A 12863-nucleotide genomic window follows, 5' to 3' on the forward strand; every position below is an offset into this window, starting at 1 on the left:
CCTTGGCTGCTCGGTCCGGCCGCGGGCACCACGCTGCCATCACGGCGCCGGCCGAAAGGCACCACTCTAAGATCGTCCGGAGCCCGCCCGGCGCCGCCCCCAGCCGCGTGACCTGGCGGTCCACGGTTTCCGGGCCTCAAAAGGGCGCTCCGTTACGTCAATTGGGCCGACCGGGTTTCCCCCGTTCGATAGGCCCTCGGCTTGTTTACCGGACGGTCGGTTCTGGCATGGTGGATTCCCGTTGGCAAGGGTGCGGCGCTGTGCCGTGGTGGGGGATGACCGATGACCACGTGGGCCGATCGCCGGCCACTGCCGGGAGTGGTGGGACGGGCGGTGGAGCACGAGCAGTTGTCCGAACTGCTCGACAGCGCCCGGCTGGTGACGCTCACCGGCGCCGCGGGGGTCGGCAAGAGCGTGCTGGCCCACGCCGTCCTGGCGGAGCGCACCGCCCGGTACGACGGCACGGTCATCCGGGTCGGCTGCTGGGACGGGCCGCCGGACGGAAGCGGGCCCGACCCATCGGACGGGCCGGACGGCCCGTCAGAGGCGTTGCTGCACGCGGCACAACCGGCCGGCAGGGACGGCACCCGCGCGCCCGCCGGGCCGCCGGCTCACCCCGGCGCCGGCGCACCGCCCGGCACGGCCCGCCCGGCGGATACCGCGACGGATCGCTTCGCGGCGCTCACCGCGTACTGCCGGCAACGCCGGGCGATCGTGCTGCTCGACGACTGCGACCCCCGGATCGAGGAGTGCGCGCGGCTCGTCCGGCGGCTGTGGCGGGCCGATCCGGCGCTGCGGATCGTCGCGACCGCGCGGCGCCCACTGGGGCTGGCCGAGGAACGGGTCGTGGAGATCGCGCCGCTCCCGGTGACGCTGGGCGAGGGGATCGCCGGACCGGCCGTCGAGCTGCTGGCCGCCCGGGCCGGGACCGCGGCGCCCGAGCTGCTGGTCGCGGTCTGCCAGGCGCTGGAGGGCTCGCCGCTGGCGATCACGCTGGCCGCCCGGCAACTGGACCGGATGTCGCTGCCGCAGCTCGCGGCGCAGGTGGGCACGGACGGTCCGCTGTTCTACGCCGGGCCGGCGGCGACCGCGCGGCACACCTCGCTCCATGCCGCGCAGGCGGCCGGCTACGCCCTCTGTTCGCCCGTGGACCGGCAGGTGTGGGCTTGCCTCTCGGTGCTTCCCGGCGATTTCGATTCCTGGCTCGCCGGCTGTGTCTGTACGAGCAGTGACGTTCCTGCGGCCGCGGTCGAGGGCGCACTGGAACGGCTGCGTACGGCCTCGGTCATCGAGCGCGTCCGAGACGCGGGCGATGTGCACGAGGACACCGGGGCCGCGCTGCCGCCGCGCTACCGACTCCCCCGCGCCGCCCGCGACTTCGGGCGGACACAGCTGCGCGAGGCGGGCGGGGAATCCGCGGCGCTCAGACGGTTCCGGCAGGGCTGCGCGGCGCTCGCGGCCGAGGCCCAGATCGCCTGGCAGGGCCCTGACCAGCGGCTCGCCGTGGGGCTGGTGGAGGACGAACAGGCCAACTTCGACGCGGCGTTGACCCGGCCGCCGCAGGACGCGGCGGATGCGCTCGACGCACTGGAGATCGCGGTGTCGCTGTGGTTCCACTGGGCGGCCTGCGGCCACCGACGACAGGGGCGGGCGCATCTGGACCGGCTGCTGCTGCTCTCCCCCGAGGACACTCCGCTGCGGGCCCGTGCCCTGTGGTTGTCCGGGTATCTCGCGGCGCAGGAGAACGCGCCCGCCGCCGGGGCGCTGCTCGACCGGGCATGGACGGCGGCGGTGATGCATGCGGACAGCGACGGGCTGGCCCGGATCGCGCATGCGCACGGTGTGTTGGCGCTGTACCGGCGGGACCTCACGGCTGCCACGGCGTGTCTGGAGGAGGCGGCCCGGCACCGTTCCCGTGATCCGTGGTTCGGCCCGGGGCCCGCCCACAGCGGGGCGCTGCTCGCCCTCGCCCTCTCGTCGCTCGACGCCCGGCGGGCGAGGACGACGGCCCGCCGCGCATGGGAGGCCCGGCACTCCGACGGCGACTGCTGGCTCCACTCAACGGTGCTGTACGCGCTCGCCATGACCGAACGTGCCCACGGGAAACCGGCGGTGGCCCTGCGTGCCTGCCGCAAGGCCCTGGCGGCCACCGAGCTCGTCGGTGACCCGCTGTTCATCGCCGGTGCCCGGACCCTGCTGGCCGGCCTGCGGCACCAGCTGCGCGGCGGGGCGCCGCCGGGCCGGGACGGGCAGGAGGCGTGGTGGCAGGGCGGCGGCTCCGGCGTGCGGTCCCGGGCGTTCGGCTCACGGCTGCGGGCGCGGTCCTGAGCGGCGCGGACGTACGGCGGCCGGCCGGCGCGGCGGGGGCACGCTGTGTGACGTTCCGGCCACGTTCGGGATGCGGGGGCGGTGGCCCGGTCGCATGCTGAGGACATGAAGCGTGCCCCCGTGATCGTGCATCCGCCCTGTACGGGCGGTCGCCGTGTGACGCTCTACGGACAGGATCTGGGGCGCGCGCTGCGCCCCGGCGACGTGGCCGCCATACTGCGCCGGGCCGGTTTCGGTACCGCGCGGTTCGTCTGGGACGACACCGGCGTCTTCGAATGGCGCGACGGCGGGCCGGACGTCTGGCTGATGCCCTGAGCCGCCGCCGCGGCGCCGATGTGAAGTATCGATCGGGTGCGGCGTCCGGAGATCCGGCCGCGCGGACGGGCAGCAGGGCCGCACCGGCCCGGTTCCCCGGTCAGTCCGCCGTGGCGGCGACCGCGGCCTCCTTCGCCTCGCGGGCGGCGGCCGCCTTCTTCGCCCGGTGCTTCATCAAGAGGAACGAGCCGATGCCGAACAGCACCGCGGCACCCAGGCCCCACGACGAGAAGCGCTTGAGCCAGGGCTCGGCGACGATGCCCACGCTGTAGATCAGCGCGGTCGTACCGCCCGCCCAGATGATGCCGCCGAGGACGTTGGCGATCAGGAACTTCCAGTACGGCATCCGCAGGACGCCGGCGAGCGGGCCGGCGAAGATGCGCAGCAGCGCGATGAAGCGGCCGAAGAAGACCGCCCACATCCCCCACTTGTCGAACTTCTCCTCGGCCATGGCGACATGGTCGGGGCCGAAGTGCTTGGGGAACTTCCGGCCGGCCCAGTGCAACAGCGGCTGGCCGCCCTTGCGGCCGATCAGATAGCCGGCGGAGTCCCCGAGGATCGCGCCGATGGACGCGCAGGCGCCGAGCACGAACGGGTTGATGTGGTCCTGGGTCGCGGCGAGGATCGCCGCGCTGACAAGGACGATCTCACCGGGCAGCGGAATGCCGAGGCTCTCCAGTCCGATGACCACCCCCACCAGGAGGTAGACGCTCACGGCCGGTACCGTCTCGAGCCACTCCTGGATGTGCAAAACCGGTTCCTCCGCTGAAGTAGGGCCCCCGTGGGCCGTGGCCCGGTGCCCCTGACACCGTCGCCGCTCGATCCCCCTGGCACGCCCGGGGCGCGCCCGGGAAGCGTACTCGATCGGGTCGGTCGTGGGCCGATTCGTCCCGCGGTGGGCGACCTCCGCCACCGGGGACCCTGCCGGCGCGGCCGGGCCGTCCCGGGACGGCGACGGCCCGCCGTGCGGTGACACGGCGGGCCGGGGGAGAACTGGGCTGTGAAGCGATTCACTCGGTGAAGCGGCTCACTTGTTGGGGCGCAGGGTCCACACGATGGTCATCTCGCCGGTCACCGCGCCGTCCTCGCGGGTAAGGGCGATGTTCACCGGGAATTCCGGGCGCTCACCGGCGTCGAGCTCGGCGACCACCTCGGCCACCGGCCGGCCCAGCTCCGCGGTGGCGGTGACCGCTCCCATGGCGAGCTTCTTGTAGCCGATCTCGGCGCGCACCGCCAGCGGCACCGCGCGGCCGAGCTGGTCGCCGAAGGCGGTCATCACGATCGCCCCGCTCGCGGACTCGGCGAGGGTGAACATCGCGCCGGCGTGCGGGCCGCCGACGTGGTTGTGGAAGTCGGACTGGTCGGGCATGCGGACCACGGCGCGCTCGGCGGTGGTCTCGGTGAACTCGAGGTTCAGGGTGCGGACCATCGGCACGGAGGCCGCCATCATTTCGCCGATCGACGGCAGGGTCTCGGAGGACATGGGGTCATGTTACCTAGCGGTAGCTTAGGTGGGAAGGGCCGCGCCGCCCGGGCGTCGCGCCCCGCGACCATCCGGGTGCACGCCGCGGCCCGCGCCGCCTATCGTGAGCGCCCATGCGGCCAGGACAACAACACAGCGCAGAAGCACGGGTGAGGTACCCGGCACACCACCGGCACCACGCGCCGGGTTCCCCGTGCCGCAGGCCGTCCCCCACCGCCCCCTCCCCGGGCACCCGGCCTTGGTGAGAGCCCGTCCCGCCTGGGCGGGACGCAACTACCTGCTGCTCACCGGCGCCACGGTGATCACCAGCCTCGGCAGCTCCGGTGCGCTGATCGCGACCGCCTTCGCGGTGCTCGCCGCCGGCGGCACCGCCACCGAGGTCGGCCTGGTCGCGGCCGCCCGCACGGTCCCGCTGCTCCTCTTCCTGCTGATCGGCGGCGCGATCGCCGACCGGCTCCCCCGCCACCGTGTGATGGTCGCCGCGAACGCCCTCAACTGCGTCTCCCAGGGCCTGTTCGCGCTGCTCGTCCTGACCGGGGAGCCACGGCTGTGGCAGATGGCGCTGCTGGCCGCCCTGGGCGGTACCGGGCAGGCGTTCTTCGCGCCGGCCTCCGAGGGCATGGTGCTCGCCGGGGTCTCCGGCGAGCACGCGGGGCGCGCCTTCGCCGTGTACCGGATGGGCATGAACGGCGCGAACATCGGCGGGGCCGCGCTCGGCGGCGCCCTGGTCGCCGCCGTCGGCCCGGGCTGGGTGCTGGCCGTCGACTCCGCGGCGTTCGCGCTCGCGGCGGCGCTGCGTGCGTTCCTCGATGTGAGCGGAGTTCCCCTGCGGGCCGCCGGCGGCGGGATGCTGCACGAGCTGCGGGAGGGCTGGCGGGAGGTCGTCTCGCGGTCCTGGCTGTGGGCGGTGGTCCTGCAGTTCTCCCTCGTCAACGCCATGGTCGCGGCCGCCGAGGCGGTCTACGGGCCGCTGGTCGCCGCCCGGTATCTGGGCGGCCCCGGCCCCTGGGGGCTGGCGCTGGCCGCCTTCGGCGCGGGTACCGCGGGCGGCGCCCTGCTGATGACCCGCCTGCGACCGCGCCGGCTCCTGCTGACCGGTGCGCTGTGCGTCTTCCCACTCGCCCTCCCGTCCGCCGCGCTCGCCGTGCCCCTCCCGACGGCCGGGCTCGCCGTGATCATGTTCGGTACCGGCGTCGCGATCGAGGTCTTCGCGGTGACGTGGATGATGGCGCTGCACCAGGAGATCCCCGAGGACAAGTTCTCCCGGGTCTCGTCCTACGACTGGCTGGGCTCCCTGGCCATGGTCCCGGCGGCCACCGCACTGGCCGGCCCGGTACAGGACCTCATCGGCACGAGGGCCGCGCTGTGGGGCTGTTCGGCGCTGATCGTGCTGCTGACGGCGGCGGTGCTGTGCGTTCCCGGCGTACGGCAGCTGACCCGGCGCACGGACCCGGAGCCCGCGGCCGGGCGGGCGGACTCCCACGCGGCCGGTGCGCAGGAACCGCAGACGTCGGGGACGCCGTGACCCGCGGCCGCGGCGGGTCCGCGCTCAGCCGACGCTGAACGCACCGTCCGGAGGCACCGGCGAGGCCACCGCCTCGGCATCGCGTACGGGTGCCGCGTCCGCGATCAGCCGCCGCAGTCGCGCACCGTGCTCCACCCGGGCCGGGAACGCGTCGCCGGCCGCCCGCCGGGCCAGCGCGGCGACCGGGAGCGGCGTGCGCGAGGCGAGCAGCACGGCGTTGCCGAAGCGGCGGCCGCGGAGCACCGAGGGCTCCGCGATCAGCGCCAGATGCTCGAAGACCGAGGCGAAATTGGCGAGTTGACCGCGCAGAAAGCCGAACGGCGCGCTGTCCGCGAGGTTCGCGGCGTAGCAGCCGTCTTCCCGCAGCACCCGGGCGGCGGCCCGCGCGTACTCGATCGAGGTGAGCTGCGCCGGCACCCGCGAGCCGCCGAAGACATCCGCCACGATCACGTCGGCGCTCCGCTCCGGGGCCGCCTCCAGCGCCATACGGGCGTCTTGGGCGTGCAGCGTGACACCGCAGTTCCCGGGCAGCGGCAGGTGCTCCGCCACCAGGGCCAGCAGGGCGCGGTCGGCCTCGATGACCTCCTGCCGGGAGTGCGGCCGGGTGGCCGCGAGATAGCGGGGCAGGGTCAGCGCCCCGCCCCCCAGGTGCAGCACGTCCAGCGGCTGCCCCGGGGCGGCCACCTCGTCCAGGACGAAGGCCAGCCGGCGCACATACTCGAATTCCAGATGCAGCGGAGCGTCGAGGTCCACGTACGACTGCGGCGCCCCGTCGACCGTGAGCAGCCAGGCCCGGCGCCGGTCGACATCCGGCAGCAGCTTGGCAGTGCCGCAGTCCACGGTCCGGGTGACGGGTATCGGCTCAGGTGCTCGGTCCACCGTCCGATTGTGCCCGTCCGGCCCCGGGCGCTGGTGCCGGTGCGGGCCACCTCGCCCCCGTTACCGGCCCCGGGGCGGGCGGTCAGTCCGGCCAGACCTGCCGGATCTCCGCCAGATGGGACGCGGCCTGCCGGCGCCCGGCACGAGCCGCGTCCGCACGCCGGGCGGGATCCAGGACATTGCGGCCGAACGCCGACCGGGCCGCGCGGTCCGGGGTGATCACGCACACCCGGGCACCCTGGCGCGCCAGTTGGGCACCCTGCGCCCGGGGCCCGGCGATCGGCCCGCCGGAGGCCGCCATCGGCGCGACGACCACCACCCGCTCACAGCCCGCGGCCAGATCCGCGTTGGCGCTGGAGTGCACCCCGCCGTCGATCCAGCGCGTGCCGTCGATGGTGACCGGCGGATAGATACCGGGGACCGCGCAGCTCGCGCCCACCGCGTCGAGCAGCCGCACACCGCTGGTGTCGTCGAAGGCGGTCCGCTCCCCCGTGGCCGCGTTCACCGCGGTGATCACCAGCCGGCGGGCCGGCCAGTCGGCCAGCTCCAGGGTCCGGGCGATGACCGTGCGCTGGGTCTCCTCGGGAACGGTACGGGCCGCGAGGGCCAGCTTCCCCATCCGTACGCCGAAGGACACGGTGTCCCGGGAGCGCAGCGCGATGGTCGCGAACCGGGCGAGTGCGGCCGGGCCCATCCGCTCCGCCGAGCGGGATGCGGGCACGGCGAGCTGGCGCTCGTAGATCTCCTCCAGGGCGAGCTGCCGGGAGGTGAGATGGGCGCCGACGATCGATCCGGCGGAGGTGCCGATGACGACGTCGGCGTCGGCGAGACCGATGCCCGCCTCGGCCAGACCCGCCAGCACACCGATCTCCCAGCCGATGCCGGTGAGCCCTCCGCCGCCCAGGACCAGTGCCGTACCCGCCATCAGGTCACCCTCGATCATCCGTGTGTGCGCAGCCGTTCCTCCGGGCGAGCAGTGTCGCACCCCGCTCGCTCCCGGGACAGCGGCGGCCGCGCCCCGCATCGGCGACGGTGCCGGACACCGCTGCTGACCTGCGCCGCCTCACTCCTCGACGGTGCGCACCGTCCCCACGCCGACGGTCCGGCCGCCCTCCCGGACGGCGAAACCCAGGCCCGTCTCCAGCGCCACCGCGCGGTCCAGTTCGACGCGGACCGTCACCGTCTCTCCGGGGTGGGCGAGGCCCCGCTCGCCGAGGTCGAGGCGGCCGGTCACGTCCGCGGTGCGAAGGTGGAACTGCGGCCGGTAGCCGGTGGACAGCGGCGTCCGGCGGCCGCCGTCCTCTGAAGACAGGACCTGGAGGCCGGCGGTGAAACGGCGCCGCGGGGTGACGCTGCCGGGTGCCGCGACCACCTGCCCGCGGCGCACCCGGTCGCGGTGGAGTCCGCGCAGCAGCAGCCCGACATCGTCCCCGGCCTCGGCCGACGCCACGGGCTTGCCGAACGTCTCCAGCCCGGCGACGGTCATCTCGGCCCCCGCACCGACCACCGCCACCCGGTCGCCGATCCGCACCGTGCCGCGCGCGACGGTTCCGGTGACGACCGTGCCGCGGCCGGTGAGGGTCAGGACGCTCTCCACCGGCAGCAGGAACGGAGCGGCCGGATACCGCTCGGGCAGCGGGACACCGACGTCCACGGCGTCCAGCAGCGCGTCGATCGCCGCCGTCCAGCGCGGGTCCCCCTCCAGGGCACGCAGTCCCGAGACCCGTACGACGGGCACATGCTCCCCGTCGTAGCCGTGCGCGCTCAGCACCTCGCGCACTTCCCGCTCCACCAGGCCGGTGAGTTCCGGGGCGCCGGCGTCGGCCTTGTTGAGGGCCACGACGACGTACCGGACGCCCATCTGCCGGGCGAGCAGCACATGTTCGGCGGTCTGCGGCCTGATCCCGTCGAGCGCGGAGACGACCAGGATCGCCCCGTCGAGCTGCGCCACGCCGGTGATCATGTTCTTGATGAAGCCGGCGTGACCGGGCATGTCGACATGGGCGTAGTGCCGCGTGCCGGTCTCGTACTCGACGTGCGAGCTGGTGATCGTGAGACCGCGGGCCGCCTCCTCGGGCCTCCGGTCGATCCGGCCGAACGGCTCGAACGTACCGCTCCCCCGGTCGCTGAGGACCTTGGTGAGGGCAGCGGCCAGCGTGGTCTTGCCGTGGTCGACATGGCCCATGGTGCCGATGTTCAGATGCGGCTTGGCGCGCACATTTGCCGTCTTGGGCACGGTGTACTTCCTCGCAACAATGCGGTGAGGACGGCGACTTGGCGCCGCGGGGACCCCTGGGCCGGCCGACCCTCCCCCTGCGGGGTCCGCGGGACGATCCGGAGAGGGTCAGCTGTGAATGCCGTCGGCCGGCACGGCCGCTGCGAGGGCGGCGGTGGGGGTGACGGTGGGGGTGGCGTCCTCCGTTGCGGCGAGGGCCGCGGGGAGGGCGACGGCAGCCTTCGGCCCGTCCGCGACTGCGGGCGGGAGCGGGAGGAAGGCGCGCCGGGGCATGCGCCCCATGGTGCCGGGCACCCGCACCGCCGTCGAACGATTTACCCGTCGATGCCACGGCCGGACACGGACACAACAGGACATCCTTGCGCCGGTTTCCGGCAATCCCGAAACGCGCCGGCCGCGGGCCGGGGTGACCGCTCCTTCTCACTGGGGTCGGTTACGCTCCCGGGATGCTCACACCCGCCGCAGCGCCCGACGGCCTCGCCGCGCGCTGCACGCGTGTGCTGCTCTCCCCCTGGGCCCGGCTGGGTCTGCTGCTCGCCCTGCTGGCGGCCGCGGCGGCTGCCGTGCTGCTGTGGCGGCCGCAGCAGCTGCTGACCGGCGGCTGGCCCGCGCAGCTGTCCGGCCCGACCGCCCTGGTGGTCTTCGCGCTGGCGTACGGCGCGTGCGCCACCGCCTTCGTCCCGCGCCCGGTGCTCAACCTCGCGGCGGGCGCCCTCTTCGGCTGCCGGGCCGGGCTGGCCACCGCGCTCGTCGGTACGGTGCTGGGCGCCGGACTGTCCTTCGGGCTCGGCCGGCTGCTCGGGCAGGACGCCCTGCGTCCGTTGTTGCGCGCCCGCTGGCTGACGGCCGCCGACCGGCAGTTGAGCGAGCACGGCTTCCGCTCGATGCTGGCGGTCCGGCTCTTCCCCGGCCTGCCGTTCTGGGCCACGAACTACTGCGCCGCGGTCTCGCGGATGGGTTGGTTCCCCTTCCTCCTCGCGACGGCCCTCGGCAGCGTCCCGAACACCGCGGCCTACGCCCTCGCCGGCGCACGGGCCTCGACACCCACCTCACCGGCGTTCCTCCTCGCCGTGGGCTTCGTCGTCGTCAGCGCGCTGGGGGCGCTGGTGGTGGCGTGGTGCACACGCAAGGCGCTGCGCGGCAGCTGACCCCGGAGGGGCCGACGGCACCCGCCATGGGAGCCGCCACCCGGCAGGCGCAGCGGGTCCAGGACCCCTTGGCCATCCGGACATCTTCGGACGTTACGCTGCCCCCGATCGGCGGTGATCCACATCCGCCGCCAGTGTCCGATTTTTCACATCTCGCGCAGGTCAGCGCCTGATCACCCTTGGATAGCGTCTTTTCCATGACTTGGTTTGAATCATTCGTGCTCGGACTCGTCCAAGGGTTGACCGAGTTTCTTCCGATCTCGTCCAGTGCCCATCTGCGGCTGACCGCGGCGTTCGCCGGCTGGCAGGACCCCGGGGCGGCGTTCACCGCCATCACCCAGATCGGCACCGAAGCGGCCGTCATCATCTACTTCCGCAAGGACATCGGGCGGATCATCTCGACCTGGGCCCGGTCCCTCTTCCGGCGCGAGCTGCGGCACGATCACGACGCCCAGATGGGCTGGCTGGTCATCGTCGGCTCGATCCCGATCGGCGTGCTGGGCATCACGCTCAAGGATGCCGTCGAGGGCCCGTTCCGGGATCTGCGGCTGATCGCCACCACCCTCATCGTGATGGGTGTCGTCCTGGGCATCGCCGACCGGCTGGCCGCGCGCGACGAGACGGGTGGCCGGCACCGCGCCGCCAAGCAGCGCAAGACCCTCACCGACCTCAACGTCAAGGACGGCCTGCTGTACGGCGCCTGCCAGGCCATGGCCCTCGTCCCCGGCGTCTCCCGCTCCGGCGCCACGATCAGCGGCGGCCTGCTGATGGGCTACACCCGTGAATCCGCGGCCCGTTATTCCTTCCTGCTGGCCATTCCGGCCGTACTGGCCTCCGGCGTCTTCGAGCTCAAGGATGCCGGCCAGGGGCATGTCGCCTGGGGCTCCACCGTCTTCGCCACGGTCATCGCCTTCGTCGTCGGCTACGCAGTGATCGCGTGGTTCATGAAATTCATCTCCCACAAGAGCTTCATGCCGTTCGTGATCTACCGCATTCTGCTGGGCATAGCCCTGTTCGCCCTGGTCGCGGCCGGGGTGCTGACACCGCATGCGGGGGAAACGGCGGGCTGAGCAGCCCGCATACGGGGAAGTGGGGGCGGGCCGCGGCGGGCCCCTGGACGCCGACGCCCGCCCACCTACGGGCGTCGGGACGGAACCGGCGGGAGCGCGGGCCATCGGGCGGCCATCCGTTGGTGCATGACCGTGCAGAGCGTGCCGAAGCCCGGCAACTCCGCGTGGCCGGCGCTCATCCGGCTGACGACAGCGAGGCGGTGCAGCAGCCGCTGCCGAGCGGTGGCGGTGCCCCAGGTCCAGTCCCGCTGGGGGATGCGGGCCAAGTCGTCGGTGCCGCCGCGCCGCGCGCGGGGGACCAGCGCGTCGCCCCTGATCAGCCAGCCCGCGCAGGCGTCGGTGAGATCGACGGGGAGTGCGGCGCCGGTCTCGGCGTGCCAGGCCGTGCGGTAGGCGTCCTCGGCCCGGTGCAGCAGCGCCTCGGAGGAGGCGGTGACACACCAGCAGGTGGGAAAGCCGATGCGGAGATAGGCGAGTTCCATTAGTCCGCTGCCCCATGCGGCCTGTTCGAAGTCGATGAATCTGACGCCGCCGGTGGTGTGCAGGTCGTTGCCGGGGCACGGGTCCCCGTGGAGAAGGGCGTTCCCCGGCGCCCGGCCGAGCCGGAGGACGAGGGCATCGAGCTCGGCGCGCACGCCGGGGGCCACGGGAGCCTTCAGCGCCTCGGCCAGTCGAAGGAAGGCGTCGATGTCGGCCCCGCCCGGTCCGGTCCACCGGGGGAGCACGGCGGCGCCGTCCGGGCCCGCGGAGGCGTGCAGCCGCGCCAGCGCCGCGGCGTGGTCGACGATCCAGCCCGGGGACGGTCGTTGGTGGTCCAGATGCTCCAGAACCAGAACCCGCTCGCCGGGATCGGTGCCCAGCACCGCGGGCACCACAGGTGTGGTGGCCCTGGCGGCGAGCCGCAGAGCGGCCACCTCGCGGGCGTACCGTTCCTCGGCATCGGCCCCATGGACGATCTGCTTCACGACCGCCGGTCCACCGGTCAGCTCCACTCGCCACACACGGGAGCGCGGGCTGCTGTCCAGTCGGCGGGCGCGCCGGGGCGGCCCCAACTCGGCCTGTAACTCGTCTCCGAACGGCAGTCGCGACGGCATGAGCACATGCTCGCACGCGGCCGGCCACGCGGCTGCTGAATATCGGCGCGTGAACCCGTGAACCCGGCGTCCCCCTACCGGACTCGACCGCCTCAGCGCCCCTCCCCCGGTAGCTATCCGACGCCCTGCGCACGGGCGTTGGCCAGCAGCGCCTTCCGCCCGTTGAGGTCGAAGCCGGTCAGCTTGTCCGCGTCGGCGGTGGTCCGGTACCCGCCGTTGGGGTCGCACATGATCGGCTTGTTGCCGTAGGACGTGGCGACGCACTCGAACTTCTCCACCCACGTCGTGCGGAACAGCGTCGTCCACGAAATGCTGCACGCGCTCGATCTCGACCACCCGAACACCGACCTGGACAAGGACGATGTCGTGGGTTGACGGTCTCGACGCCGCCGAGGGCCGGCTTCACACCGGCGGCCTTGGCCTGGGCGACGGCGGCCGTCAGGTAGGGGGTGTAGCGGGCCTTCATGGCAGCCGTGGCGAAGGTGACCGTGTACGGGCGGGACGGGCTGAGGCCGGTGACGCCGAGCCGGGAGGTCAGATTCCACCCGGTGCCCCTCGTGGTGAGCGCCGCCGCCCCTCCGGGCGCCGTGGTGAGCGTGCACACCGATATCGCGGCGGCCACAGCAAGAGTCTTCCGCAGGAGGGCTTCCCTCTCCCTTTGTCCGGGGAAGTGATGCTCTTTCACGCATCAGACTGATGAGCCGCACACATGGTTACATTGCCCGCCCGTATTTCCGCTGCACCGGCGCGAGTTGGGTACGGCAACGCCATGACACCGCGTCGCG

The 12863-nt window shown here is 73.6% G+C and carries 13 protein-coding genes; 5 read left to right on the forward strand and 8 right to left on the reverse strand.

What is annotated here, in order from left to right; all coding sequences use genetic code 11:
* Positions 1-282: 282 nt before the first annotated feature.
* On the forward strand, positions 283-2328 hold the full coding sequence (locus OIU81_RS02350) for an ATP-binding protein (protein ID WP_329143270.1): 2046 nt from the start codon (positions 283-285) through the stop codon (positions 2326-2328).
* Between the two features lie 105 nt (positions 2329-2433).
* Entirely contained in the window at positions 2434-2643 is a 210-nt protein-coding gene (locus OIU81_RS02355; RefSeq protein ID WP_189096091.1) for a hypothetical protein, read from the forward strand.
* A 100-nt stretch (positions 2644-2743) separates the two neighbouring features.
* Here the strand turns inward: OIU81_RS02355 and OIU81_RS02360 are convergent, their stop codons facing one another.
* Both OIU81_RS02360 and OIU81_RS02365 read right to left on the reverse strand, forming a co-directional pair.
* Positions 2744-3394, reverse strand: coding sequence for a DedA family protein (locus tag OIU81_RS02360; protein WP_329143272.1), 651 nt, complete (start codon positions 3392-3394; stop codon positions 2744-2746).
* Positions 3395-3670: 276 nt separating this feature from the next.
* Positions 3671-4126: a DUF4442 domain-containing protein gene (locus OIU81_RS02365; protein ID WP_329143274.1), complete on the reverse strand. Its 456-nt coding sequence runs from the start codon at positions 4124-4126 to the stop codon at positions 3671-3673.
* A 238-nt stretch (positions 4127-4364) separates the two neighbouring features.
* On the opposite strand from OIU81_RS02365, the gene OIU81_RS02370 reads away from it, so the two are divergent.
* The gene (locus OIU81_RS02370; RefSeq protein WP_443073918.1) at positions 4365-5651 is read left to right on the forward strand and encodes an MFS transporter; all 1287 of its coding nucleotides are present in this window, start codon (positions 4365-4367) and stop codon (positions 5649-5651) included.
* 24 nt (positions 5652-5675) lie between these two features.
* Here the strand turns inward: OIU81_RS02370 and OIU81_RS02375 are convergent, their stop codons facing one another.
* The 4 genes from OIU81_RS02375 to OIU81_RS02390 all read right to left on the reverse strand — a co-directional run bounded on the left by OIU81_RS02375 (position 5676) and on the right by OIU81_RS02390 (position 9039).
* Positions 5676-6530 (reverse strand): spermidine synthase, encoded by an 855-nt coding sequence (locus OIU81_RS02375; protein ID WP_329143278.1) that lies wholly within the window; start codon positions 6528-6530, stop codon positions 5676-5678.
* A gap of 82 nt (positions 6531-6612) precedes the next feature.
* Entirely contained in the window at positions 6613-7455 is an 843-nt protein-coding gene (locus OIU81_RS02380) for a patatin-like phospholipase family protein (protein WP_329154854.1), read from the reverse strand.
* Between the two features lie 138 nt (positions 7456-7593).
* A complete protein-coding gene (locus OIU81_RS02385; RefSeq protein ID WP_329143280.1) occupies positions 7594-8766 on the reverse strand; it encodes an elongation factor Tu in 1173 nt (390 codons plus the stop codon).
* A 108-nt stretch (positions 8767-8874) separates the two neighbouring features.
* Positions 8875-9039, reverse strand: a complete 165-nt coding sequence (locus tag OIU81_RS02390) for a hypothetical protein (RefSeq protein ID WP_329143283.1) — start codon at positions 9037-9039, stop codon at positions 8875-8877.
* 173 nt (positions 9040-9212) lie between these two features.
* Here OIU81_RS02390 and OIU81_RS02395 point away from each other — a divergent pair, with 173 nt between their 5' ends.
* Positions 9213-9914, forward strand: a complete 702-nt coding sequence (locus OIU81_RS02395; RefSeq protein WP_329143285.1) for a TVP38/TMEM64 family protein — start codon at positions 9213-9215, stop codon at positions 9912-9914.
* Positions 9915-10111: 197 nt separating this feature from the next.
* Positions 10112-10984, forward strand: a complete 873-nt coding sequence (locus tag OIU81_RS02400) for an undecaprenyl-diphosphate phosphatase (RefSeq protein WP_329143286.1) — start codon at positions 10112-10114, stop codon at positions 10982-10984.
* A 65-nt stretch (positions 10985-11049) separates the two neighbouring features.
* On the opposite strand, the gene OIU81_RS02405 is transcribed toward OIU81_RS02400, so the two are convergent.
* Both OIU81_RS02405 and OIU81_RS02410 read right to left on the reverse strand, forming a co-directional pair.
* On the reverse strand, positions 11050-12078 hold the full coding sequence (locus OIU81_RS02405) for a phosphotransferase (RefSeq protein WP_329143288.1): 1029 nt from the start codon (positions 12076-12078) through the stop codon (positions 11050-11052).
* A 113-nt stretch (positions 12079-12191) separates the two neighbouring features.
* Positions 12192-12356, reverse strand: coding sequence for a hypothetical protein (locus OIU81_RS02410; protein ID WP_329143289.1), 165 nt, complete (start codon positions 12354-12356; stop codon positions 12192-12194).
* Positions 12357-12863 lie beyond the last annotated feature (507 nt).

This window comes from Streptomyces sp. NBC_01454 (assembly GCF_036227565.1).
GTDB lineage: Bacteria > Actinomycetota > Actinomycetes > Streptomycetales > Streptomycetaceae > Streptomyces.

Excerpts from the sequence above, each read along its gene's own strand:
- OIU81_RS02350 (WP_329143270.1), top strand. The coding sequence starts at position 283 with ATGACCACGTGGGCCGATCGCCGGCCACTGCCGGGAGTGGTGGGACGG.
- OIU81_RS02380 (WP_329154854.1), bottom strand. The coding sequence starts at position 7,455 with ATGGCGGGTACGGCACTGGTCCTGGGCGGCGGAGGGCTCACCGGCATC.
- OIU81_RS02400 (WP_329143286.1), top strand. The coding sequence starts at position 10,112 with ATGACTTGGTTTGAATCATTCGTGCTCGGACTCGTCCAAGGGTTGACC.
- OIU81_RS02390 (WP_329143283.1), bottom strand. The coding sequence starts at position 9,039 with ATGCCCCGGCGCGCCTTCCTCCCGCTCCCGCCCGCAGTCGCGGACGGG.
- OIU81_RS02355 (WP_189096091.1), top strand. The coding sequence starts at position 2,434 with ATGAAGCGTGCCCCCGTGATCGTGCATCCGCCCTGTACGGGCGGTCGC.
- OIU81_RS02405 (WP_329143288.1), bottom strand. The coding sequence starts at position 12,078 with ATGCCGTCGCGACTGCCGTTCGGAGACGAGTTACAGGCCGAGTTGGGG.
- OIU81_RS02365 (WP_329143274.1), bottom strand. The coding sequence starts at position 4,126 with ATGTCCTCCGAGACCCTGCCGTCGATCGGCGAAATGATGGCGGCCTCC.
- OIU81_RS02395 (WP_329143285.1), top strand. The coding sequence starts at position 9,213 with ATGCTCACACCCGCCGCAGCGCCCGACGGCCTCGCCGCGCGCTGCACG.